The sequence below is a fragment of the Streptomyces sp. NBC_01210 genome, from assembly GCF_036010325.1.
Classification (GTDB): domain Bacteria; phylum Actinomycetota; class Actinomycetes; order Streptomycetales; family Streptomycetaceae; genus Streptomyces.
Window position 1 is genome coordinate 5581240 of sequence record NZ_CP108549.1, and the last position, 25115, is coordinate 5606354.

Below are 25115 nucleotides of genomic sequence, written 5' to 3' on the forward strand. Positions count from 1 at the left end.
AAGAAACGGAACGGAAACGGGCCCCCGGCCGAAGCCGGGAGCCCGTCAGCCCACTCACGTGAGTGGGTTCAGTCGCGCGCCTCGGCCAGCAGCTTCTGGATCCGCGAGACACCCTCGACCAGGTCCTCGTCGCCCAGCGCGTACGAAAGCCGCAGATAGCCCGGCGTGCCGAAGGCCTCGCCGGGAACCACCGCCACCTCGACCTCGTCCAGGATCAGCGCGGCCAGCTCGACCGAGGTCTGCGGACGCTTCCCGCGGATCTCCTTGCCCAGCAGCGCCTTCACCGTGGGGTACGCGTAGAACGCGCCCTCGGGGGTCGGGCAGAGCACACCGTCGATCTCGTTGAGCATCCGCACGATGGTCTGGCGGCGCCGGTCGAAGGCGGTCCGCATCTCGGCGACCGCGTCCAGGTTCCCGGAGACCGCGGCCAGCGCCGCGATCTGCGCGACATTGGAGACGTTCGACGTGGCGTGCGACTGCAGGTTGGTCGCAGCCTTGATCACGTCCTTGGGGGCGATCATCCACCCCACGCGCCAGCCGGTCATGGCGTACGTCTTGGCGACACCGTTGACGACGATGCACTTCTCGCGCAGCTCGGGGACGAGCGTGGGGAGCGAGGTGAACTTCGCGTCGCCGTAGACCAGGTGCTCGTAGATCTCGTCGGTGAGGACCCACAGGCCGTGCTCGGCGGCCCAGCGGCCGATCGCCTCGGCGTCGGCCTCGCTGTAGACCGCGCCGGTCGGGTTCGAGGGCGAGACGAAGAGAACGACCTTCGTACGCTCCGTGCGCGCCGCCTCCAGCTGCTCGACGGAGACCCGGTAACCGGTGGTCTCGTCGGCCACGACGTCAACGGGTACACCGCCCGCGAGGCGGATCGACTCGGGGTAGGTCGTCCAGTACGGAGCCGGCACGATGACCTCGTCGCCCGGGTCCAGGATCGCCGCGAACGCCTCGTAGATCGCCTGCTTGCCACCGTTGGTGACCAGGATCTGGGAGGCGTCGACCTCGTAGCCGGAGTCGCGCAGTGTCTTCGCGGCGATGGCGGCCTTGAGCTCGGGGAGCCCTCCGGCCGGGGTGTAGCGGTGGTACTTCGGGTTGCGGCAGGCCTCGATCGCGGCCTCGACGATGTAGTCGGGTGTCGGGAAATCCGGCTCACCCGCGCCGAAGCCGATCACCGGACGGCCGGCGGCCTTGAGGGCCTTTGCCTTGGCGTCGACGGCGAGGGTCGCGGACTCGGAGATCGCGCCGATGCGGGCGGAGACCCGGCGCTCGGTGGGAGGGGTTGCAGCGCTCATACGGGCCATCGTCCCAGACCGCAAACGGACCCGGTACACGTGTTTCGAGTAGCGGACAGGAACCGGCCAGGAGCTATCTGTTCGACGCCGGGCCTGCAACCACGTACACTCACTCGTCGTTGGCCCTCACCAACCACATCTACGGATGGGGTAGGTTGGGGAAACCACAAAGGGTCGTAGCTCAATTGGTAGAGCACTGGTCTCCAAAACCAGCGGTTGGGGGTTCAAGTCCCTCCGGCCCTGCTACACACACCTTCGCCAGGTTGTGTGCGCATGTACGTACATTAAATGAACCGCCGTGCGGCTCCACCGGGCGCGGCGCGGCCACGACCCGGAATCAGGTGAAAGATCGTGACGGACGCCGTGGGCTCCATCGACATGCCTGATGCCGATGACGAGGCGCCGGAGTCGAAGAAGCGGACCCGCAAGGGCGGCAAGCGCGGTAAGAAGGGCCCTCTGGGTCGTCTCGCGCTCTTCTACCGACAGATCGTCGCCGAGCTGCGCAAGGTCGTCTGGCCCACTCGTAGCCAGCTGACGACGTACACCACAGTGGTGATTGTCTTCGTAGTCGTCATGATTGGTCTGGTGACCGTGATTGACTATGGGTTCCAGGAAGCCGTCAAGTACGTCTTCGGCTGATCCCGCGGGGGGCGCCGGCAGCGGCGCCTCTTTCGCATGTTCCACCCCATCTGTATCCAGGAAGAAGCAGCCACCGTGTCTGACCCGAACCTGAACGACGCCGTCGAGCCCGTGGAGGGCGAAGAGACTGCGGCGACGGCCGAGGCGGCCGAGGCTGCGCCGGACACGGTCGACATCGACGCGCTCGACGACGACGCGCTCGACATCGTCGAAGGGGCGGACGAGGTCGACCTCGCCGAGGCTGCCGACGCCGCCGCGGGCGAGCCCGCCGAGAAGGCCGCGATGCACGTCGAGGACGAGGCCACCGCAGTGGCCGAGGTCGAAGAGGACGAGGCCGCCACAGCCGACGTCGACGAGGACGCCGAAGAGGCCGCCGGCGCCGAGGACGAAGAGCCCGCAGAGCCCGAGGCCCCTGCCGACCCGATCGCCGCTCTCCGCGACGAACTTCGCGGACTGCCCGGCGAGTGGTACGTCATCCACACGTACGCCGGGTACGAGAAGCGTGTGAAGGCGAATCTGGAGCAGCGTGCCGTCTCGCTGAACGTCGAGGACTTCATCTACCAGGCCGAAGTGCCCGAGGAAGAGATCGTCCAGATCAAGAACGGCGAGCGCAAGAACGTCCGCCAGAACAAGCTTCCCGGCTACGTCCTGGTCCGCATGGACCTGACCAACGAGTCCTGGGGCGTCGTCCGCAACACCCCCGGCGTCACCGGCTTCGTGGGCAACGCCTACGACCCGTACCCGCTGACCCTGGACGAGATCGTCAAGATGCTCGCCCCGGAGGCCGAGGAGAAGGCCGCCCGCGAGGCCGCAGAGGCCGAGGGCAAGCCGGCTCCGGCCCGCAAGGTCGAGGTCCAGGTGCTGGACTTCGAGGTCGGCGACTCGGTCACCGTCACCGACGGCCCGTTCGCGACGCTGCAGGCCACGATCAACGAGATCAACGCCGACTCGAAGAAGGTCAAGGGCCTCGTCGAGATCTTCGGCCGCGAGACCCCGGTCGAGCTCAGCTTCGACCAGATCCAGAAGAACTAGTTCGTTCTGGAACATACGCCTCCGAACAGGTCAGAACGGCTCTCGCAGCCGCTCTGACCTGCTCGGTTTTTGGCCGCGCAGCTGTACCCGTTATCGTTGTGCGGTATGCCTCCATCCGGATGACTGGATGGAGCGCTGAAAACTCTCACTAGGACCCGGAGAGAGCAATGCCTCCCAAGAAGAAGAAGGTCACGGGGCTTATCAAGCTCCAGATCCAGGCCGGCGCGGCCAACCCGGCTCCGCCGGTCGGCCCCGCGCTCGGTCAGCACGGCGTCAACATCATGGAGTTCTGCAAGGCCTACAACGCCGCGACCGAGTCGCAGCGTGGCATGGTCGTGCCGGTGGAGATCACGGTCTACGAGGACCGTTCCTTCACCTTCATCACCAAGACTCCGCCGGCCGCCAAGCTGATCCTCAAGGCCGCGGGTGTGGACAAGGGCTCCGGCGAGCCGCACAAGACCAAGGTTGCCAAGCTCACCGGCGCCCAGGTCCGCGAGATCGCCACGGTCAAGATGCCCGACCTGAACGCCAACGACCTGGACGCCGCGTCGAAGATCATCGCCGGCACCGCCCGTTCCATGGGCATCACGGTCGAGGGCTGACAGCTCAGCTCCCCGTACGACCTCTCAGTGGTAGGACCAAGCGCTGGTCCGCACCACGACTCCACCCCTGAACCTCAGGAGCAGAAGTGAAGCGCAGCAAGACTCTCCGCGCTGCGGACGCCAAGATCGACCGGGAGCGCAACTACGCCCCGCTCGAGGCCGTCCGTCTCGCCAAGGACACCGCCGCCACCAAGTTCGACGGCACCGTCGAGGTCGCCTTCCGCCTGGGCGTTGACCCGCGCAAGGCCGACCAGATGGTCCGTGGCACCGTCAACCTTCCGCACGGCACCGGCAAGACCGCCCGGGTCCTGGTCTTCGCGACCGGTGACCGTGCTGCGGCCGCGGAAGCCGCGGGCGCCGACATCGTCGGCTCCGACGAACTGATCGACGAGGTTGCGAAGGGCCGGCTGGACTTCGACGCCGTCGTCGCCACCCCGGACCTCATGGGCAAGGTCGGCCGCCTCGGCCGCGTGCTCGGTCCGCGTGGTCTGATGCCGAACCCGAAGACCGGCACCGTCACCCCCGATGTCACCAAGGCTGTGAACGACATCAAGGGCGGCAAGATCGAGTTCCGCGTCGACAAGCACTCGAACCTGCACTTCATCATCGGCAAGGTCTCCTTCGACGAGACGAAGCTGGTCGAGAACTACGCCGCGGCGCTGGATGAGATCCTCCGTCTCAAGCCGTCCGCCGCGAAGGGCCGCTACATCAAGAAGGCGACCCTGACCACGACGATGGGCCCCGGCATCCCGCTGGACTCCAACCGCACCCGCAACCTCCTCGTCGAGGAGGACCCGGCTTCCGTCTGAATCTGACGGCAGCCGCGGGTCTCGCGTACTGAAGCCGGTCCCCGTACCTCTCACCGAGGTGCGGGGACCGGCTTTATTCGTACGCGCTGTCGTAGGGCTGCGTTACGGTTCTGTGAGTTCGCTGAGACACAAGGGGTGGGGTTTATGAGCACGTCTGCATTCAGGCGCGCGGGTGTTGCGCTGACGGCGGTCGCCGTGATTGCCGGAGCCGCAGGCTGCCAGGGCGGCGGCAGCGGCAGCGGAGGCGGGACGAAGGCCGGGAGCGGGGGTGTGGCCACGGTCAGCCCGATAGCCGCGCTGCGCACCGTTGAGCAGAAGACCAACGGAGCCCACTCCGCAAAGGTCGACGGCACGATGGTGATGGGCTCTGCCATGACCGTGACGATGAACGGGGCCCTCGACTGGGCGGACGGCATCACCGGCGCCATGGAGATGAAATACACCGGCGGCACCATGGCGGACGCCATGAAGAAGGCCGGTGGCAACGGGGCCATGAAGGCCCGCTATCTGAGCGATGCGTACTACGCGAACCTGGGCGACGGCCTCGCCACGCAGACGGGCGGCAAGCACTGGATCCGGTACGGCTACGCCGATCTGTCCAAGCTGATGGGCGCCTCCGGCGACGTCATGAAGGACCAGATGCAGAACGCCACTCCGGACAAGGGAGTGAAGGCCCTGCTCGCCTCGGGCGATGTGAAGAAGGTGGGCGAGGAGAAGGTACGGGGCGTCTCCGCCACGCATTACTCCGGCACGGTCGACGTCGCGAAGCTGACGGAGAAGAACGCCGCGCTCAGCGCCGACCAGCTGAAGGCCTTCAAGGAGCAGCTCGGCAAGGCCGGCGTCACCACCGAGAAGGTCGACATCTGGGTCGACAAGAACGACCTGCTGGTGAAGAAGTCCGAAAGCGGTCAGCTGAAGACCGGCGCGTTCAACTCGACGGTCTTCTACTCCGACTACGGCACCGCGGCGTCGGTCGAGGCGCCGCCGGCCGCTGACACGGTTGACTTCACCAAGCTCATGAACCGGCAGGCGGGGGCCTCGTAAGCGGCGATTTGCCTGACGCGGAACCATTCGCGTACTCTTCCACAGAAGCCAAAGACCGCTGGTCGTTGCTGTGTCCTCGCAAGAGGGTGCGGTGGCCGAAGGATCCGCTGACTGCGGACGTCCTGCGCAGGTGACTGTGGACAGCTCCCGGACTCGCTCCGGTAGAGCTACGCCCCGTGCGCCTGCGCCGGGGCGTTTCGTTTTGTTCAGCCCCTTCTGAGCGGTCCTCATCACCCGGAAGGAGGCCGACGCTCTATGGCAAGGCCCGACAAGGCTGCCGCGGTAGCCGAGCTCGCGGACCAGTTCCGCAGCTCGAACGCCGCCGTGCTGACCGAGTACCGGGGTCTCACCGTGGCCCAGCTCAAGCAGCTGCGCCGTTCGCTCGGTGAGAACGCCCAGTACGCCGTGGTGAAGAACACGCTGACCAAGATTGCGGCCAACGAGGCCGGGATCAACACGCTCGACGACCTGTTCAACGGTCCGACAGCGGTTGCCTTCGTCACCGGTGACCCGGTGGAGTCGGCGAAGGGTCTTCGTGACTTCGCCAAGGACAACCCCAACCTCATCATCAAGGGCGGTGTCCTTGACGGTAAGGCGCTGTCCGCCGATGAGATCAAGAAGCTTGCGGACCTCGAGTCCCGCGAGGTTCTGCTCGCCAAGCTGGCGGGCGCCATGAAGGGCAAGCAGTCCCAGGCTGCCGCGCTCTTCCAGGCGCTTCCCTCGAAGTTCGTCCGCACCGCGGAGGCGCTTCGTGCCAAGAAGGCCGAGCAGGGCGGTGCCGAGTAATTCGGCTCGCGCATTGACCGTCGCCGCGTAACGCGGCCGGTCGCAGCGGGCCGTACGCCCGCCGACATATACATCCGGCACCAGCCGAATTAGTGGAAGGACCGCCATCATGGCGAAGCTCACCCAGGACGACCTGCTTGCGCAGTTCGAGGAGATGACCCTCATCGAGCTCTCCGAGTTCGTGAAGGCCTTCGAGGAGAAGTTCGACGTCACCGCCGCCGCCCCGGTCGCCGTTGCCGCTGGTGGCGCCGCTGCCGCCCCGGCCGAGGCCGAGGCCGAGCAGGACGAGTTCGACGTCATCCTCACCGGCGCCGGCGAGAAGAAGATCCAGGTCATCAAGGTCGTGCGCGAGCTGACCTCCCTGGGTCTCAAGGAGGCCAAGGACCTCGTCGACGGCACCCCGAAGCCGGTCCTCGAGAAGGTCGCCAAGGAGGCCGCTGAGAAGGCTGCCGAGTCCCTCAAGGCCGCTGGCGCGTCCGTCGAGGTCAAGTGACCTTCTGAGTCTCTGCCGCGCGCCGGAAGGCGTGTAGCGGCAACAGCCGGTTCCGCTTAGGGGCCGCTGGGGACACAGCGAAGGGCGATCACCCATCCGGGTGGTCGCCCTTCGGCGTTCCCGCGAGGCCTGCCTTGCTCTTCCGTTTTCGGGGGGTATCGTGATCTTCGCCGTGCGCCCCTGACGCTGGTCAGTGACGATCCCAGCAGCCAGTTTGAGTGGGGGGGCCTTGACGAACCGCACGGAGCGCGCAATTCTCAGGACGCGTCGTCACAACGATCCGGATCCGAGGCATGGATCGACGACCGAACGGGCAGTATCGATGTGCGCCACATGGCGCGAGGGCTTGCCGCGGAGTTGAGAACAACGAGGGTCTCGAAAACCCGCACTGGACATCAGTGTGCCAAGTGGCTACACTGACCCTTTGCGCTGCCTGTTAGCTGCCTCCTGCCCGTCACCAGGGGCATCCCCACGCACGAGCACCGTTGATTGATCATCCCTCACCTGGGATTTCTATCTCCGTGCCCAGCATGGGACCGGTACGCGCGTAGTGAGTCCGAGCCCTCGGAAGGACCCCCTCTTGGCCGCCTCGCGCAACGCCTCGACCGCGAATACGAACAACGGCGCCAGCACCGCCCCGCTGCGCATCTCCTTTGCAAAGATCAAGGAGCCCCTCGAGGTTCCGAACCTCCTCGCGCTGCAGACCGAGAGCTTTGACTGGCTGCTCGGAAACGCCGCTTGGAAGGCTCGTGTCGAGGCGGCTCTGGACAGCGGACAGGACGTCCCCACCAAGTCCGGTCTGGAAGAGATCTTCGAGGAGATCTCTCCGATCGAGGACTTCTCCGGGTCGATGTCGCTTACTTTCCGCGACCACCGCTTCGAGCCTCCGAAGAACTCCATCGACGAGTGCAAGGAGCGCGACTTCACGTACGCTGCCCCGCTCTTCGTCACCGCCGAGTTCACCAACAACGAGACCGGCGAGATCAAGTCCCAGACGGTCTTCATGGGCGACTTCCCGCTCATGACCAACAAGGGCACCTTCGTCATCAACGGCACCGAGCGTGTCGTGGTGTCCCAGCTGGTCCGCTCGCCGGGTGTCTACTTCGACTCCAACATCGACAAGACGTCCGACAAGGACATCTTCACGGCCAAGATCATCCCGTCCCGGGGTGCCTGGCTCGAGATGGAGATCGACAAGCGCGACATGGTCGGTGTCCGCATCGACCGCAAGCGCAAGCAGTCCGTCACCGTCCTGCTCAAGGCTCTCGGTTGGACCACCGAGCAGATCCTTGAGGAGTTCGGCGAGTACGAGTCGATGCGCGCCACCTTGGAGAAGGACCACACCCAGGGCCAGGACGACGCGCTGCTCGACATCTACCGCAAACTGCGTCCGGGCGAGCCCCCGACGCGCGAGGCCGCTCAGACGCTGCTCGAGAACCTCTACTTCAACCCGAAGCGCTACGACCTCGCCAAGGTCGGCCGCTACAAGGTGAACAAGAAGCTCGGCGCGGATGAGCCGCTGGACGCCGGCGTGCTCACCACCGACGATGTCATCGCGACCATCAAGTACCTGGTCAAGCTGCACGCCGGTGAGACCGAGACGGTCGGCGAGAGCGGTACCGAGATCGTCGTCGAGACCGACGACATCGACCACTTCGGCAACCGCCGTCTGCGTAACGTCGGCGAGCTCATCCAGAACCAGGTCCGTACGGGTCTGGCTCGTATGGAGCGCGTCGTGCGTGAGCGCATGACGACCCAGGACGTCGAGGCGATCACGCCGCAGACCCTGATCAACATCCGGCCGGTCGTCGCCTCCATCAAGGAGTTCTTCGGCACCAGCCAGCTGTCGCAGTTCATGGACCAGAACAACCCGCTGTCGGGTCTCACCCACAAGCGCCGTCTGTCGGCGCTCGGCCCGGGTGGTCTCTCCCGTGAGCGGGCCGGCTTCGAGGTCCGTGACGTGCACCCGTCCCACTACGGCCGCATGTGCCCGATCGAGACCCCTGAAGGCCCGAACATCGGTCTGATCGGCTCGCTCGCCTCCTACGGCCGCGTCAACGCGTTCGGCTTCGTCGAGACGCCGTACCGCCGGGTCGTCGACGACCAGGTGACCGACGACGTCGACTACCTGACCGCCGACGAGGAGGACCGGTTCGTCATCGCGCAGGCCAACGCCGCGCTCACCGATGACCTGCGGTTCGCCGAGAACCGCGTGCTGGTCCGCCGCCGTGGCGGCGAGGTCGACTACGTGCCCGGCACGGACGTGGACTACATGGATGTCTCGCCGCGCCAGATGGTGTCGGTCGCGACCGCCATGATCCCGTTCCTCGAGCACGACGACGCCAACCGTGCCCTCATGGGCGCGAACATGATGCGCCAGGCCGTGCCGCTGATCACGTCCGAGGCGCCGCTGGTCGGCACCGGCATGGAGTACCGCTGTGCGGTCGACGCCGGCGACGTCATCAAGGCGGAGAAGGAAGGTGTTGTCCAGGAGGTCTCCGCGGACTACATCACCGTCGCCAACGACGACGGCACGTACACCACGTACCGCATCGCGAAGTTCTCCCGCTCCAACCAGGGCACCTCGGTCAACCAGAAGGTTGTCGTGGACGAGGGCGCCCGGGTCGTCGAGGGCCAGGTCCTCGCCGACGGTCCTGCCACCGAGCAGGGCGAGATGGCGCTGGGCAAGAACCTGCTGGTCGCCTTCATGCCGTGGGAGGGTCACAACTACGAGGACGCGATCATCCTGTCGCAGCGCCTCGTGCAGGACGACGTCCTCTCCTCGATCCACATCGAGGAGCACGAGGTCGACGCCCGTGACACCAAGCTCGGCCCGGAGGAGATCACCCGGGACATCCCGAACGTCTCCGAGGAGGTCCTCGCCGACCTCGACGAGCGCGGCATCATCCGTATCGGTGCCGAGGTTGTCGCCGGCGACATCCTGGTCGGCAAGGTCACGCCCAAGGGCGAGACCGAGCTGACTCCGGAGGAGCGTCTGCTCCGCGCGATCTTCGGTGAGAAGGCGCGTGAGGTCCGTGACACCTCGCTGAAGGTGCCGCACGGCGAGATCGGCAAGGTCATCGGCGTCCGCGTCTTCGACCGCGAGGAGGGCGACGAGCTGCCGCCGGGCGTGAACCAGCTGGTTCGCGTCTACGTCGCGCAGAAGCGCAAGATCACCGATGGTGACAAGCTCGCCGGCCGTCACGGCAACAAGGGCGTCATCTCGAAGATCCTGCCGATCGAGGACATGCCGTTCCTGGAGGACGGCACCCCGGTCGACATCATCCTCAACCCGCTGGGTGTCCCGTCCCGAATGAACCCGGGACAGGTTCTCGAGATCCACCTCGGCTGGCTCGCCAGCCAGGGCTGGAAGGTCGAGGGCAACGAGGAGTGGATGGAGCGGCTGAAGGCGATCGGCGCGGACGAGGTCCAGCCCGGTACGAACGTCGCGACGCCGGTCTTCGACGGTGCGCGCGAGGACGAGATCGCCGGTCTCTTCGAGGCCACGATCCCGAACCGCGACGGCAACCGGATGGTTCAGCCGTCCGGCAAGGCCAACCTGTTCGACGGCCGCTCCGGCGAGCCGTTCCCGGACCCGGTTTCGGTCGGCTACATGTACATCCTCAAGCTCCACCACCTGGTCGACGACAAGCTGCACGCTCGTTCGACCGGTCCGTACTCGATGATCACCCAGCAGCCGCTGGGTGGTAAGGCCCAGTTCGGTGGCCAGCGATTCGGTGAGATGGAGGTGTGGGCGCTGGAGGCTTACGGCGCCGCGTACGCCCTCCAGGAGTTGCTGACCATCAAGTCCGACGACGTTACCGGCCGCGTGAAGGTCTACGAGGCCATCGTCAAGGGCGAGAACATCCCCGAGCCCGGCATTCCCGAGTCCTTCAAGGTGCTCATCAAGGAAATGCAGTCGCTCTGCCTCAACGTGGAGGTGCTGTCCTCGGACGGTATGTCCATCGAGATGCGCGACACGGACGAGGACGTCTTCCGCGCTGCGGAAGAGCTCGGTATCGACCTGTCCCGGCGCGAGCCGAGCAGCGTCGAAGAGGTCTGACGGGTCTGGTCGGGACCTCCTCGTGAGGTCCCGACCCTGCCCCGGACCCGTACAGACCATGATTTAGCGCCCGATATCTCGCTTCACAGCGAGGGGCACGAACCCCTGAGAGGGATTGACGCATAGTGCTCGACGTCAACTTCTTCGACGAGCTGCGGATCGGCCTTGCGACCGCGGACGACATCCGACAGTGGTCCCACGGCGAGGTCAAGAAGCCGGAGACCATCAACTACCGCACGCTCAAGCCCGAGAAGGACGGACTCTTCTGCGAGAAGATCTTCGGTCCGACCCGGGACTGGGAGTGCTACTGCGGTAAGTACAAGCGTGTCCGCTTCAAGGGCATCATCTGTGAGCGCTGTGGCGTCGAGGTCACCCGCGCCAAGGTGCGCCGTGAGCGGATGGGTCACATTGAGCTGGCCGCGCCTGTCACCCACATCTGGTACTTCAAGGGCGTCCCGTCGCGCCTCGGCTACCTGCTCGACCTCGCGCCGAAGGACCTCGAGAAGGTCATCTACTTCGCCGCGTACATGATCACGTTCGTGGACGAGGAGCGCCGGACGCGCGACCTGCCCTCGCTGGAGGCCCATGTCTCCGTCGAGCGCCAGCAGGTCGAGAACCGCCGTGACGCCGACCTCGAGGCCCGCGCCAAGAAGCTCGAGACCGACCTGGCCGAGCTCGAGGCCGAGGGCGCCAAGGCCGATGTGCGCCGCAAGGTGCGCGAGGGCGCCGAGCGTGAGATGAAGCAGCTGCGTGACCGTGCGCAGCGTGAGATCGACCGTCTCGACGAGGTGTGGAGCCGCTTCAAGAACCTCAAGGTCCAGGACCTCGAGGGCGACGAGCTGCTCTACCGCGAGCTGCGTGACCGATTCGGCACGTACTTCGACGGCTCGATGGGTGCCGCGGCGCTGCAGAAGCGCCTGGAGTCCTTCGACCTCGAGGAGGAGGCCGAGCGTCTCCGCGAGATCATCCGTACCGGCAAGGGCCAGAAGAAGACCCGTGCGCTCAAGCGCCTCAAGGTCGTCTCCGCGTTCCTGCAGACCAGCAACAGCCCCAAGGGCATGGTGCTGGACTGCGTGCCGGTCATCCCGCCGGACCTGCGTCCGATGGTGCAGCTGGACGGTGGCCGCTTCGCGACCTCCGACCTGAACGACCTGTACCGCCGTGTGATCAACCGCAACAACCGCCTCAAGCGTCTCCTTGACCTCGGTGCTCCCGAGATCATCGTGAACAACGAGAAGCGGATGCTGCAGGAGGCCGTCGACGCGCTGTTCGACAACGGCCGCCGCGGTCGCCCGGTGACCGGTCCCGGTAACCGCCCGCTGAAGTCCCTCAGCGACATGCTGAAGGGCAAGCAGGGTCGTTTCCGTCAGAACCTGCTCGGCAAGCGAGTCGACTACTCGGCCCGTTCCGTCATCGTCGTCGGCCCGCAGCTCAAGCTGCACCAGTGCGGTCTGCCGAAGGCCATGGCGCTGGAGCTCTTCAAGCCGTTCGTGATGAAGCGTCTGGTCGACCTCAACCACGCGCAGAACATCAAGTCGGCGAAGCGCATGGTCGAGCGCGGCCGCACGGTCGTGTACGACGTGCTCGAAGAGGTCATCGCCGAGCACCCGGTTCTGCTGAACCGTGCGCCCACGCTGCACCGCCTCGGCATCCAGGCCTTCGAGCCGCAGCTGGTCGAGGGCAAGGCCATCCAGATCCACCCGCTCGTCTGCACCGCGTTCAACGCGGACTTCGACGGTGACCAGATGGCCGTGCACCTGCCGCTCTCCGCGGAGGCGCAGGCCGAGGCGCGCATCCTGATGCTCTCCTCGAACAACATCCTGAAGCCGGCCGACGGCCGTCCGGTCACCATGCCGACCCAGGACATGGTGCTGGGTCTGTTCTTCCTCACGACCGACGAGGAAGAGCGCAAGGTCATCGGCGAGGGCCGGTCCTTCGGCTCCACGGCCGAGGCGATCATGGCGTTCGACGCCCGCGAGCTCTCGCTCCAGGCGAAGGTCGACATCCGCTTCCCGGTGGGCACCATCCCGCCGCGCGGCTGGACCCCGCCGGCGCAGGAAGAGGGCGCTGCGGACATCAGCGGCTCCGGCGCGGGCGAGTGGCAGCAGGGTGACAGTTTCCGGCTGCGTACGAGCCTGGGCCGCGCGCTCTTCAACGAGCTGCTGCCCGAGGACTACCCGTTCGTCGACTACTCGGTGGGCAAGAAGCAGCTCTCCGAGATCGTCAACGACCTCGCCGAGCGCTACCCCAAGGTCATCGTGGCGGCGACGCTCGACAACCTGAAGGCGGCCGGCTTCTACTGGGCGACCCGTTCCGGTGTCACCGTGGCCATCTCCGACGTCGTGGTCCCCGAGGCCAAGAAGGCGATCGTCGCGGGCTACGAGGCGCAGGACGAGAAGGTCCAGAAGCAGTACGAGCGCGGTCTGATCACCAAGGACGAGCGCACGCAGGAGCTCATCGCGATCTGGACCAAGGCGACCAACGAGGTCGCCGAGGCGATGAACGCGAACTTCCCGAAGACGAACCCCATCTTCATGATGGTTGACTCGGGTGCCCGAGGAAACATGATGCAGATGCGTCAGATCGCCGGTATGCGTGGTCTGGTGTCGAACGCCAAGAACGAGACCATCCCGCGGCCCATCAAGGCGTCGTTCCGTGAGGGTCTCACCGTGCTGGAGTACTTCATCTCCACCCACGGTGCCCGTAAGGGTCTGGCGGACACCGCCCTGCGTACCGCGGACTCGGGTTACCTGACCCGTCGTCTGGTGGACGTCTCGCAGGACGTCATCATCCGCGAAGAGGACTGTGGCACCGACCGCGGCCTCAAGCTGCGGATCGCCGAGCGCGGCGCCGACGGTGTGCTGCGCAAGGCGGAGGACGTCGAGACGTCCGTGTACGCCCGCATGCTCGCCGAGGACGTCGTCGTCGACGGCAAGGTCATCGCGCCGGCCAATGTCGACCTGGGCGATGTGCTCATCGACGCGGTCGTCGCCGCGGGCGTCGAGGAGGTCAAGACCCGCTCGGTCCTGACCTGTGAGTCCGCGGTCGGCACCTGTGCGTACTGCTACGGCCGTTCGCTCGCCACCGGCAAGCTGGTGGACATCGGTGAGGCGGTCGGCATCATCGCCGCCCAGTCCATCGGTGAGCCCGGTACCCAGCTGACGATGCGTACCTTCCACACCGGTGGTGTGGCCGGTGACGACATCACCCAGGGTCTGCCCCGTGTCGTCGAGCTCTTCGAGGCTCGTACGCCCAAGGGTGTCGCCCCGATCTCGGAGGCGGCAGGCCGCGTCCGTATCGAGGAGACCGAGAAGACCAAGAAGCTCGTTGTCACCCCCGACGACGGCAGCGACGAGACGGCGTTCCCGATCTCGAAGCGCGCCCGTCTGCTGGTGGGCGAGGGCGACCATGTCGAGGTGGGCCAGAAGCTCACCGTGGGTGCCACCAACCCGCACGACGTGCTGCGGATCCTCGGTCAGCGCGCGGTCCAGGTCCACCTGGTCGGCGAGGTCCAGAAGGTCTACAACTCGCAGGGTGTGTCGATCCACGACAAGCACATCGAGATCATCATCCGGCAGATGCTGCGCCGTGTGACGATCATCGAGTCCGGCGACGCGGAGCTGCTGCCGGGCGAGCTCGTCGAGCGCTCGAAGTTCGAGACCGAGAACCGTCGTGTGGTCACGGAAGGCGGCCACCCGGCCTCCGGCCGTCCGCAGCTGATGGGTATCACCAAGGCCTCGCTCGCCACCGAGTCGTGGCTGTCGGCGGCGTCCTTCCAGGAGACGACCAGGGTTCTGACCGACGCGGCGATCAACGCCAAGTCGGACTCCCTGATCGGCCTCAAGGAGAACGTCATCATCGGTAAGCTCATCCCGGCCGGTACGGGTCTGTCCCGCTACCGCAACATCCGGGTGGAGCCCACCGAGGAGGCCAAGGCCGCGATGTACTCGGCCGTCGGCTACGACGACATCGACTACTCGCCGTTCGGCTCCGGCTCCGGCCAGGCCGTTCCGCTGGAGGACTACGACTACGGTCCGTACAACCAGTAAGGCAGTAGCAACGCCACAGGGCGGTCATCCCTCGCGGATGACCGCCCTGTGGCGTATGTTGCAGGGTGGTGTGTCCTGCGCGTGTGCATTTGTTTTGACCGGAGCCGATGCGGTAGGTACGCTCTGACCTTGTGCCTGGGGTGTGCCTGGGCTCGTGTGCGTGTCCTCAACCGCACGGCGAGTCCGAAAATGGCCACCGCAATCTGCGTTCTCTTCCTTCTCGGGGGAGCCTGCAGCATTCGACACACCCGACCGCGTGGGTCGGCGACGTTCCAGGTTAGCTTCACTAACGGCACACAGAAACCGGAGAAGTAGTGCCTACGATCCAGCAGCTGGTCCGGAAGGGCCGGCAGGACAAGGTCGAGAAGAACAAGACGCCCGCGCTCGAGGGTTCCCCTCAGCGTCGTGGTGTCTGCACGCGTGTGTTCACGACCACCCCGAAGAAGCCGAACTCGGCGCTGCGGAAGGTCGCGCGTGTGCGCCTGACCTCCGGCATCGAGGTCACGGCCTACATTCCGGGTGAGGGACACAACCTGCAGGAGCACTCCATCGTGCTCGTGCGTGGTGGCCGTGTGAAGGACCTGCCGGGTGTTCGTTACAAGATCATCCGCGGTTCCCTCGACACCCAGGGTGTCAAGAACCGCAAGCAGGCCCGCAGCCGCTACGGCGCCAAGAAGGAGAAGTAAGAATGCCTCGTAAGGGCCCCGCCCCGAAGCGCCCGGTCATCATCGACCCGGTCTACGGCTCTCCTCTTGTCACGTCGCTGATCAACAAGATCCTGCTCAACGGCAAGCGTTCCACTGCCGAGCGGATCGTCTACGGCGCCATGGAAGGCCTCCGCGAGAAGACCGGCGCTGACCCGGTCATCACGCTGAAGCGCGCCCTCGAGAACGTCAAGCCGTCTCTCGAGGTCAAGTCCCGCCGTGTCGGTGGCGCCACCTACCAGGTGCCGATCGAGGTCAAGCCCGGTCGCGCCTCCACCCTCGCGCTCCGCTGGGTCGTGGGTTACTCCCGCGCCCGTCGCGAGAAGACCATGACCGAACGCCTCATGAACGAGCTGCTCGACGCCTCCAACGGCCTCGGCGCTGCGGTCAAGAAGCGTGAGGACACGCACAAGATGGCCGAGTCCAACAAGGCCTTCGCGCACTACCGCTGGTAGTCGCTACCCACATCGAGACCGAGAGAAGATTGAGCCTTATGGCCACCACTTCGCTTGACCTGGCCAAGGTCCGCAATATTGGGATCATGGCCCACATCGACGCGGGCAAGACGACGACCACCGAGCGCATCCTGTTTTACACCGGTGTGAGCTACAAGATCGGTGAGGTCCACGACGGCGCTGCCACGATGGACTGGATGGAGCAGGAGCAGGAGCGCGGCATCACGATCACGTCCGCCGCGACGACCTGTCACTGGCCGCTCGAGGACGTCGATCACACCATCAACATCATCGACACCCCGGGTCACGTCGACTTCACGGTCGAGGTGGAGCGTTCGCTCCGCGTGCTCGACGGTGCCGTCACGGTGTTCGACGGTGTCGCCGGCGTTGAGCCGCAGTCCGAGACTGTGTGGCGTCAGGCGGACCGCTACGGCGTTCCGCGTATCTGCTTCGTCAACAAGCTCGACCGCACCGGCGCTGAGTTCCACCGCTGCGTCGACATGATCGTGGACCGCCTCGGCGCGACCCCGATCGTGATGCAGCTGCCGATCGGTGCAGAGGCTGACTTCAAGGGCGTCATCGACCTGGTCCGTATGAAGGCCCTGGTCTGGTCCGCCGAAGCCACCAAGGGCGAGATGTACGACGTCGTCGACATCCCGGCCACGCACACCGAGGCTGCCGAGGAGTGGCGCGGCAAGCTGCTCGAGGCCGTGTCGGAGAACGACGACCAGATGATGGAGCTGTACCTCGAGGGCGTCGAGCCCACCGAGGAGCAGCTCTACCAGGCGATCCGTCGTATCACCATCGCGTCCGGCAAGGGCGGCGGCACCACCGTCACCCCCGTCTTCTGCGGTACCGCGTTCAAGAACAAGGGTGTTCAGCCCCTGCTCGACGCGGTTGTGCGCTACCTCCCCTCCCCCCTGGACGTCGAAGGCATTGAGGGCCACGACGTCAAGGACCCGGAGAAGGTCATCACGCGCCGTCCGTCCGACGACGAGCCGCTGGCCGCTCTGGCCTTCAAGATCGCGAGCGACCCGCACCTGGGCAAGCTCACCTTCATCCGGGTCTACTCGGGTCGCCTGGAGTCCGGCACTGCTGTGCTGAACCCCACCAAGGGCAAGAAGGAGCGCATCGGCAAGATCTACCGTATGCACGCGAACAAGCGTGAGGAGATCGAGTCGGTGGGCGCCGGCGACATCGTCGCCGTCATGGGCCTGAAGCAGACCACCACCGGTGAGACGCTGTGCGACGACAAGAACGCGGTGATCCTGGAGTCCATGGACTTCCCGGCGCCGGTCATCCAGGTCGCGATCGAGCCCAAGTCCAAGGGTGACCAGGAGAAGCTGGGTGTCGCCATCCAGCGTCTCGCGGAGGAGGACCCCTCCTTCCAGGTCCACTCGGACGAGGAGACCGGCCAGACCATCATCGGTGGTATGGGTGAGCTTCACCTCGAGGTGCTCGTCGACCGCATGCGGCGCGAGTTCCGCGTCGAGGCGAACGTCGGCAAGCCGCAGGTCGCGTACCGCGAGACGATCCGCAAGGCCGTCGAGCGTATCGACTACACGCACAAGAAGCAGACCGGTGGTACCGGTCAGTTCGCGAAGGTGCAGATCGCGCTGGAGCCCATCGAGGGCGGCGACGCGACCTACGAGTTCGTGAACAAGGTCACCGGTGGCCGCATCCCCCGTGAGTACATCCCCTCGGTGGACGCGGGTGCGCAGGAAGCCATGCAGTTCGGCATCCTGGCCGGCTACGAGATGGTGGGCGTTCGCGTCACCCTTCTCGACGGTGGTTACCACGAGGTCGACTCCTCCGAACTCGCGTTCAAGATCGCTGGTTCGCAGGCGTTCAAGGAGGGTGCCCGCAAGGCGTCCCCCGTGCTCCTCGAGCCGATGATGGCCGTCGAGGTCACCACGCCCGAGGACTACATGGGCGATGTCATCGGCGACCTCAACTCCCGCCGTGGCCAGATTCAGGCCATGGAGGAGCGCAGCGGCGCTCGCGTCGTGAAGGGGCTGGTCCCCCTCTCGGAGATGTTCGGCTATGTCGGAGACCTCCGCAGCAAGACCTCGGGTCGCGCAAGCTACTCGATGCAGTTCGACTCCTACGCCGAGGTTCCGCGGAACGTCGCCGAGGAGATCATCGCGAAGGCCAAGGGCGAGTAACTCTTCGGAGTTCACGCTTTAGGCTTGTCACCGGTGCCTGGAGAGGCGTCCGGCGCAGAGCGAGAGCAATGCGGCGGACGCCCCCGGGCCCCGGCATCCCAGCAAAGATCACCTGGCGCCGATGAAGCAAGGCGTACAGAACCACTCCACAGGAGGACCCAGTGGCGAAGGCGAAGTTCGAGCGGACTAAGCCGCACGTCAACATCGGCACCATCGGTCACATTGACCACGGTAAGACGACCCTCACGGCCGCCATTACCAAGGTGCTGCACGACGCGTACCCGGACCTGAACGAGGCCTCGGCCTTCGACCAGATCGACAAGGCTCCTGAGGAGCGCCAGCGCGGTATCACCATCTCCATCGCGCACGTCGAGTACCAGACCGAGTCGCGTCACTACGCGCACGTCGACTGCCCCGGTCACGCGGACTACATCAAGAACATGATCACGGGTGCCGCGCAGATGGACGGCGCCATCCTCGTGGTCGCCGCCACCGACGGCCCGATGCCGCAGACCAAGGAGCACGTGCTCCTGGCCCGCCAGGTCGGCGTTCCGTACATCGTTGTCGCCCTGAACAAGGCCGACATGGTGGACGACGAGGAGATCCTGGAGCTCGTCGAGCTCGAGGTGCGTGAGCTCCTCTCCGAGTACGAGTTCCCGGGCGACGACCTGCCGGTCGTCAAGGTCTCGGCGCTCAAGGCGCTCGAGGGCGACGCCGAGTGGGGCAAGACCGTTCTCGACCTGATGAAGGCCGTTGACGAGTCCATCCCGCAGCCCGAGCGTGACGTCGACAAGCCGTTCCTGATGCCGATCGAGGACGTCTTCACGATCACCGGTCGTGGCACCGTCGTCACCGGTCGTATCGAGCGTGGTGTCCTCAAGGTCAACGAGACCGTCGACATCGTCGGTATCAAGACCGAGAAGACCACTACCACGGTCACCGGCATCGAGATGTTCCGCAAGCTGCTCGACGAGGGCCAGGCCGGTGAGAACGTCGGTCTGCTCCTCCGTGGCATCAAGCGTGAGGACGTCGAGCGCGGCCAGGTCATCATCAAGCCGGGTTCGGTCACGCCGCACACCAGCTTCGAGGCCCAGGCCTACATCCTGTCGAAGGACGAGGGTGGCCGTCACACCCCGTTCTTCAACAACTACCGCCCGCAGTTCTACTTCCGTACCACGGACGTGACCGGCGTTGTGACCCTCCCCGAGGGCACCGAGATGGTCATGCCGGGCGACAACACCGTCATGACCGTCGAGCTGATCCAGCCCGTCGCCATGGAGGAGGGCCTCAAGTTCGCCATCCGTGAGGGTGGCCGGACCGTCGGCGCCGGCCAGGTCACCAAGATCAACAAGTAATTGCTGATCTGACCTGGTTGCTCCCCGGAGCATCAGCAAGGGCCCCGCACCACTGGTGCGGGGCCCTTCGCGTTGCGCTGTCGCCTGCGGGCCGCGGCTAGCCGGCGGTTCCTGCCTCGGGCGACCAGGTCCAGGGGTGCGCGTCCGCCCCCAGACCCACGACGGTGGCACCCGAGCCGCCCATGTGCAGGGCCGGTGCGTCCAGCGACGGCAGTGTGCCGTTCTTGCGGATCAACACTTTTCCTGCGACACGCAGTTGGAGCTGCCCCTTGAGGTCCTTGCCGAGGAGTACCGGGCCGCGCGGGGCGGGCGCCGCACTCACCGGACCGTGGCCGTCGAAACGGACGCCGGGTATGCGGACGCCGTCGGGGCGTACGGATGTCAGCGCGGGTTCGGCCGTCCCGGGTCCTTCGGACTTCGTGACACGCTCCACGCGGTACAGCAGTTCCACGGTGCCGTTCTTGCCGGCCACCGCGGCGGGGCCGTCCACGGGGACCGGCAGCGGCCCGGCCGGCCGGTGGGTGAACGGCTGTCCCGGTGCGTCCTGTGTCCAGTGGTGCACGCTGTCGTGACCGGCACCGAAGACATGCACCCGCCCGGTGCTGTCCACCACCGTGGACAGTCCGTCCTGAATCTCGCCACCCTCCAGGTCCTGCCAGCGGTCCCAGTGGCCCTCGGTGTCACGGACCCGCGTGCTGATGCCCTGGTCCGCGTTGCGTACGAAGAGATGGACGCGGCCGTCAGGGGCCGTGACCGCCACCGGAACGCCGATCCGCCGGCCCCGGTCGTCGCCGCGCTCCGAATTGCCCAGCCCTTGCCAAGGCAGGAAGGGACCGCCCGCGGAGCGCTGCTCCAGCAGCACGACCTCCCGCCTGTTGGCGCCGCCGTGGCCGCCGAGCGCCGAGAAACGCAGCCCGAAGAGCAGCTGCCGGCCGTCCTGCAGCGCCGCCGCGCCGAGCGTGGGCGCGAGCGGGCCGCCGCCGAGGTCGTCCGGGTCGCCCCACCGGCCGCTGCCGCGCTCGCTCTCGCGCCAGCGCACCGCGCGCAGCCCCAGCACCCCGTAGGCGGCGAGCCTGCCGTCCGGCTCGGTGGCCACCGCCGGGCGCGCGCCCGGGTAGCGGTAGTGGGTGGAGCGCACCCAGCCCTTCTTGTTGGTCAGCGGACGCTTGCCGCCGACGTTGTAGTCGCCGCAGCCCGCGGCATTGCCGCACCTCCAGTCGGGGGCGCCGCCGTACGGGACCAGATGGGCGGCCTTCTGCCTGAGCACGCCCTCCGGCAGGTTCTTGGGCCAGTGGCGGTTGTAGTAGCCGCGGAAGGACGTGGCGACGAAGGCGGGCACCTGGCCGCCCTCCTGGGTCGCCTCGGCCACCCAGCGCACCAGGGCCGCCCAGCTGAAGGAGGCCACGGCGGTGTGGTCCGCATGGTCCGAGTAGCCGTGCTGCTCGCTGTCGTTCTTGCGGGTCGCCTCGTCGCTGTGCTGGATGTCCGGGTCGGGGTCCAGGGTCTGCACGACCGTGGGCCGGTAGCGGTCCAGCAGCCCCACGAGTACGTCGATGAGCTGGTCGTAGTCGTACGAGCCCGCCTTGCGTACGGGGGAGTCGTCGGCGACGACGGTGCGCAGATTCTGCTCCCGGTCCTTCCACAGGGCGGGCAGGCCCATGCGGCCGCCGCGCGTCGTGTGCATCGCGAGGTTGAGGAAGATCAGCTCGACCCGGCGGGAGCCGTTGGCAAGAGTGTTGATCTCGGCCCGCTGGTCGCCGCGCAGCGTGGCGACGCCTTTCTGCCAGTCGGTGAACCTGGGCAGTCCGAGCAGTGTCGCGTACGCCTGGCGCAGCCCCTGGTGGCGTGCGGAGGAGTACGCCGTCTTGTCGGCGCCCGGCCGCGGCCGGCCGGGCGCCTTGTTGACGCCGTCGGACTCGCCGGCGGTGACATAGACGCAGACCAGCGGAACCCCGGCGTCCAGCATCCGCTGGGTGTCGGGGTTCATGAAGTACAGATCGTCGTCCGGGTGGGCCAGGATCTGCATCAGCTGCGCCCGCCGGGAGCTGGAGATCGGCATGCCCGGCGCGGGGTCGGCCGTCGGGACGGCGCGCCGCGGTGCGGGCACGGAACACGAGCTGAGGGCCGCCGCCGCGGCGACGGCGGCTGTGGCGGTGACCACATTTCGTCTGCTCAGGCCGGTGGAACGCGCGGTAGCCTTCCCCAGGGCATGCGCGATCTGCATCTGTTGTGCTCCGTCCGCTCCGCTCGCAGCGGGCAGACAGGCGCCCCCGTGCTGCGTACCGTTGTTCTCCGATAATGGCGGAGGGGCTGGTCAGAGCCGGTCCGCGCTCAACTAGACGGCGATTCGACGTGCGAGGTTGCCTGAGCGTGGGCAGCATGTGCGCGTGGAGCGGGCCGGTGGGGTACGCTCTCCGGCTGCGATTGGCCAGGGCTCTGCCCCATATGGCACACTAGCCAGGTTGCTCGGTTGAGTGCCGATGCTGCGCGCCTCCCGTCGGGAGGACCGGAAGCGAGTCCCACAGTACTCGTCGCCCTATCTGCCGTAAGGCAGCACTGGGGCGGACGTACGGGAATCTTTCGGGAAGCGTCAGCGGGGTGCAAACCAGGCACCCGGTGGGTGTTTTCCCCCGGCTCGCGGTCTTTGGCCCGCACCCCTTGGTTGGGAAATCCTTCGGGAGATCTTCGTAGAGGGAATGCGACACGCCCGACCGCGTGGGTCGGAGAGAACGGCGCTTGTGAAGAGCGCAGCCATCCGGGTTCCAGAGCGTTTCGAGAGACAGGACTACTAGTAGCCATGGCGGGACAGAAGATCCGCATCCGGCTCAAGGCCTACGACCACGAGGTCATCGACAGCTCGGCGAAGAAGATCGTCGAGACGGTGACCCGCACTGGTGCGTCGGTCGCGGGCCCGGTGCCGCTGCCCACTGAGAAGAACGTGTACTGCGTCATCAAGTCGCCGCACAAGTACAAGGACTCGCGCGAGCACTTCGAGATGCGCACGCACAAGCGCCTGATCGACATCCTCGACCCGACGCCCAAGACCGTTGACTCGTTGATGCGCCTGGACCTTCCGGCCGGCGTTGACATCGAGATCAAGCTCTGAGAGGCGCGGAGAAGATGGCAAAGCAGATCAAGGGCGTCCTGGGCGAGAAGCTCGGCATGACCCAGGTCTGGGACGAGAACAACCGTGTCGTCCCGGTGACCGTCGTCAAGGCCGGGCCCTGCGTCGTTACCCAGGTCCGTAAGAACGACATCGACGGCTACGAGTCGGTCCAGATCGCCTTCGGCGAGATCGACCCGCGCAAGGTGAACAAGCCCCTCAAGGGTCACTTCGCCAAGGCCGACGTAACCCCGCGCCGCCACCTGGTGGAGCTCCGTACCTCCGACGCCAGCGAGTACACGCTCGGCCAGGAGATCACTGCCGCGGTGTTCGAGTCCGGCGTCAAGGTCGACGTCACGGGCAAGAGCAAGGGCAAGGGCTTCGCCGGTGTCATGAAGCGTCACAACTTCAAGGGCCTCGGCGCCGGTCACGGTACCCAGCGCAAGCACCGCTCGCCCGGTTCCATCGGTGGCTGCGCCACCCCTGGGCGTGTCTTCAAGGGCATGCGCATGGCGGGCCGCATGGGTAACGAGCGGGTCACCACCCAGAACCTGACCATCCACGCGGTTGACGCGGAGAAGGGCCTGCTGCTCATCAAGGGCGCGGTTCCTGGTCCGAACGGCGGCCTCGTCCTCGTCCGCACTGCGGCCAAGGGGGTCTGAGGACTATGAGCACCATTGACATTCTGTCGCCCTCCGGCGACAAGTCCGGGACCGTCGAGCTCCCGGCCGAGATCTTCGACGCCAAGGTCAGCATCCCGCTGATCCACCAGGTCGTCGTGGCGCAGCTGGCCGCCGCCCGTCAGGGCACGCACAAGGTCAAGCGTCGTGGCGAGGTCCGTGGTGGCGGTAGGAAGCCTTACCGCCAGAAGGGCACCGGCCGCGCGCGTCAGGGTTCGACCCGTGCGCCGCAGTTCGCCGGCGGTGGCGTTGTCCACGGCCCCACGCCGCGTGACTACTCGCAGCGGACCCCGAAGAAGATGAAGGCCGCCGCCCTGCGCGGTGCCCTCACCGACCGGGCCCGTAACTCCCGTATCCACGTCGTCTCCGGCGTGGTCGAGGGCGAGATCTCCACGAAGGCCGCCAAGTCCCTGCTGGGCAAGGTCAGCGAGCGCAAGAACGTGCTCCTGGTTGTCGAGCGCTCGGACGAGGCCGCGTGGCTCTCCGCCCGCAACCTGCCCCAGGTGCACCTCCTGGAGCCGGGCCAGCTGAACACGTACGACGTGCTCGTCTCGGACGACGTGGTCTTCACCAAGGCCGCTTTCGAGTCCTTCGTGTCTGGCCCCAAGGCCGCTGAGACCGAAGGGAGCGACGCCTGATGTCCGAGGCGACCGTCACCAGCAAGACCTTCACGGACCCGCGCGACGTTCTCGTCAAGCCGGTTGTCTCCGAGAAGAGCTACGCCCTGCTCGACGAGAACAAGTACACGTTCATCGTCGCGCCCGGCTCCAACAAGACCCAGATCAAGCAGGCCGTCGAGGCGGTCTTCTCGGTCAAGGTCACCGGGGTCAACACGATCAACCGCCAGGGCAAGCGCAAGCGCACCCGCACCGGTTTCGGCAAGCGCGCCAACACCAAGCGCGCCATCGTGACCCTCGCTGAGGGCGACCGAATCGACATCTTCGGCGGCCCGACCTCCTGACGGAGGTCGAGTCGTCCGGAATCGGACGAGGACTGAGAAATGGGTATCCGCAAGTACAAGCCGACGACCCCGGGCCGTCGTGGCTCCAGCGTCGCCGACTTTGTCGAGATCACGCGGTCCACGCCGGAGAAGTCGCTGGTCCGCCCCCTGCACAGCAAGGGCGGCCGTAACAACACCGGTCGTGTGACCGTCCGTCACCAGGGCGGTGGCCACAAGCGCGCCTACCGCGTGATCGACTTCCGTCGTCACGACAAGGACGGCGTGCCGGCCAAGGTCGCTCACATCGAGTACGACCCGAACCGCACCGCGCGCATCGCGCTTCTGCACTACGCAGACGGCGAGAAGCGCTACATCATCGCGCCCAAGGGCCTGACGCAGGGCGACCGTGTCGAGAACGGCCCGGCCGCCGACATCAAGCCCGGCAACAACCTGGCGCTGCGCAACATCCCGGTCGGTACGACCATCCACGCCATCGAGCTGCGGCCCGGCGGCGGCGCGAAGTTCGCCCGCTCCGCGGGTGCCTCCGTGCAGCTGCTGGCGAAGGAGGGCACGATGGCCCACCTTCGTATGCCGTCCGGTGAGATCCGGCTGGTCGACGCCCGCTGCCGCGCCACCATTGGCGAGGTCGGCAACGCCGAGCAGTCGAACATCAACTGGGGCAAGGCCGGCCGTCTGCGCTGGAAGGGCGTTCGCCCGACCGTCCGCGGTGTCGCAATGAACCCGGTTGACCACCCGCACGGTGGTGGTGAGGGCAAGACCTCCGGTGGTCGCCACCCGGTCAGCCCGTGGGGTCAGAAGGAGGGTCGTACTCGCTCGCCGAAGAAGGCATCGAGCAAGTACATCGTCCGCCGCCGCAAGACGAACAAGAAGCGCTAGGAGC

The 25115-nt window shown here is 66.5% G+C and carries 20 protein-coding genes and 1 tRNA gene; 19 read left to right on the top strand and 2 right to left on the bottom strand.

Annotated elements, in window-relative coordinates:
* Positions 1 to 68: 68 nt before the first annotated feature.
* Positions 69 to 1295, bottom strand: coding sequence for a pyridoxal phosphate-dependent aminotransferase (locus OG735_RS25455; RefSeq protein WP_327325473.1), 1227 nt, complete (start codon positions 1293 to 1295; stop codon positions 69 to 71).
* Positions 1296 to 1465: 170 nt separating this feature from the next.
* Here OG735_RS25455 and OG735_RS25460 point away from each other — a divergent pair.
* The 14 genes from OG735_RS25460 to tuf all read left to right on the top strand — a co-directional run bounded on the left by OG735_RS25460 (position 1466) and on the right by tuf (position 19491).
* Positions 1466 to 1538 (top strand) — tRNA-Trp (locus tag OG735_RS25460).
* A 108-nt stretch (positions 1539 to 1646) separates the two neighbouring features.
* Positions 1647 to 1934 (top strand): preprotein translocase subunit SecE, encoded by a 288-nt coding sequence (gene secE, locus OG735_RS25465; protein WP_327325474.1) that lies wholly within the window; start codon positions 1647 to 1649, stop codon positions 1932 to 1934.
* Between the two features lie 75 nt (positions 1935 to 2009).
* Positions 2010 to 2966 (top strand): transcription termination/antitermination protein NusG, encoded by a 957-nt coding sequence (gene nusG / locus OG735_RS25470; protein ID WP_327325475.1) that lies wholly within the window; start codon positions 2010 to 2012, stop codon positions 2964 to 2966.
* 167 nt (positions 2967 to 3133) lie between these two features.
* Entirely contained in the window at positions 3134 to 3568 is a 435-nt protein-coding gene (rplK, locus tag OG735_RS25475) for a 50S ribosomal protein L11 (RefSeq protein WP_307661693.1), read from the top strand.
* A gap of 86 nt (positions 3569 to 3654) precedes the next feature.
* The gene (gene rplA / locus OG735_RS25480; RefSeq protein ID WP_327325476.1) at positions 3655 to 4377 is read left to right on the top strand and encodes a 50S ribosomal protein L1; all 723 of its coding nucleotides are present in this window, start codon (positions 3655 to 3657) and stop codon (positions 4375 to 4377) included.
* A gap of 144 nt (positions 4378 to 4521) precedes the next feature.
* A complete protein-coding gene (locus OG735_RS25485; protein WP_327325477.1) occupies positions 4522 to 5421 on the top strand; it encodes a hypothetical protein in 900 nt (299 codons plus the stop codon).
* 255 nt (positions 5422 to 5676) lie between these two features.
* Positions 5677 to 6207, top strand: coding sequence for a 50S ribosomal protein L10 (gene rplJ / locus OG735_RS25490; RefSeq protein WP_326651935.1), 531 nt, complete (start codon positions 5677 to 5679; stop codon positions 6205 to 6207).
* 109 nt (positions 6208 to 6316) lie between these two features.
* Positions 6317 to 6700 carry a 50S ribosomal protein L7/L12 gene (rplL, locus tag OG735_RS25495; RefSeq protein WP_327325478.1) on the top strand — a complete coding sequence of 128 codons (384 nt, stop codon included), beginning with the start codon at positions 6317 to 6319 and terminating at the stop codon, positions 6698 to 6700.
* A 580-nt stretch (positions 6701 to 7280) separates the two neighbouring features.
* The gene (rpoB, locus tag OG735_RS25500) at positions 7281 to 10763 is read left to right on the top strand and encodes a DNA-directed RNA polymerase subunit beta (protein ID WP_327325479.1); all 3483 of its coding nucleotides are present in this window, start codon (positions 7281 to 7283) and stop codon (positions 10761 to 10763) included.
* Positions 10764 to 10888: 125 nt separating this feature from the next.
* Entirely contained in the window at positions 10889 to 14812 is a 3924-nt protein-coding gene (locus tag OG735_RS25505; RefSeq protein ID WP_327325480.1) for a DNA-directed RNA polymerase subunit beta', read from the top strand.
* A gap of 314 nt (positions 14813 to 15126) precedes the next feature.
* Positions 15127 to 15498: a 30S ribosomal protein S12 gene (rpsL, locus tag OG735_RS25510; protein WP_003948652.1), complete on the top strand. Its 372-nt coding sequence runs from the start codon at positions 15127 to 15129 to the stop codon at positions 15496 to 15498.
* 2 nt (positions 15499 to 15500) lie between these two features.
* Positions 15501 to 15971 (top strand): 30S ribosomal protein S7, encoded by a 471-nt coding sequence (gene rpsG / locus OG735_RS25515; RefSeq protein ID WP_262006819.1) that lies wholly within the window; start codon positions 15501 to 15503, stop codon positions 15969 to 15971.
* A gap of 38 nt (positions 15972 to 16009) precedes the next feature.
* Positions 16010 to 18136: an elongation factor G gene (gene fusA, locus OG735_RS25520; RefSeq protein ID WP_327325481.1), complete on the top strand. Its 2127-nt coding sequence runs from the start codon at positions 16010 to 16012 to the stop codon at positions 18134 to 18136.
* A gap of 161 nt (positions 18137 to 18297) precedes the next feature.
* A complete protein-coding gene (gene tuf, locus OG735_RS25525; RefSeq protein WP_129770864.1) occupies positions 18298 to 19491 on the top strand; it encodes an elongation factor Tu in 1194 nt (397 codons plus the stop codon).
* 97 nt (positions 19492 to 19588) lie between these two features.
* On the opposite strand, the gene OG735_RS25530 is transcribed toward tuf, so the two are convergent.
* The gene (locus OG735_RS25530) at positions 19589 to 21715 is read right to left on the bottom strand and encodes a PIG-L family deacetylase (RefSeq protein WP_327325482.1); all 2127 of its coding nucleotides are present in this window, start codon (positions 21713 to 21715) and stop codon (positions 19589 to 19591) included.
* Between the two features lie 573 nt (positions 21716 to 22288).
* Between OG735_RS25530 and rpsJ the strand changes: the two genes are divergently transcribed.
* From rpsJ to rplB, 5 genes are read left to right on the top strand one after another with little or no spacing between them, the layout of a single operon-like run.
* Positions 22289 to 22597, top strand: a complete 309-nt coding sequence (rpsJ, locus tag OG735_RS25535) for a 30S ribosomal protein S10 (RefSeq protein ID WP_003948644.1) — start codon at positions 22289 to 22291, stop codon at positions 22595 to 22597.
* A gap of 14 nt (positions 22598 to 22611) precedes the next feature.
* Positions 22612 to 23256 (top strand): 50S ribosomal protein L3, encoded by a 645-nt coding sequence (rplC, locus tag OG735_RS25540; RefSeq protein ID WP_327325483.1) that lies wholly within the window; start codon positions 22612 to 22614, stop codon positions 23254 to 23256.
* A 5-nt stretch (positions 23257 to 23261) separates the two neighbouring features.
* A complete protein-coding gene (gene rplD / locus OG735_RS25545) occupies positions 23262 to 23912 on the top strand; it encodes a 50S ribosomal protein L4 (protein WP_327325484.1) in 651 nt (216 codons plus the stop codon).
* Entirely contained in the window at positions 23912 to 24235 is a 324-nt protein-coding gene (rplW, locus tag OG735_RS25550) for a 50S ribosomal protein L23 (protein WP_326651946.1), read from the top strand. Before rplD ends, rplW begins: the two co-directional genes overlap by 1 nt.
* Before the next feature lie 39 nt (positions 24236 to 24274).
* Positions 24275 to 25111, top strand: a complete 837-nt coding sequence (gene rplB, locus OG735_RS25555) for a 50S ribosomal protein L2 (RefSeq protein WP_108151510.1) — start codon at positions 24275 to 24277, stop codon at positions 25109 to 25111.
* Positions 25112 to 25115: the final 4 nt, after the last annotated feature.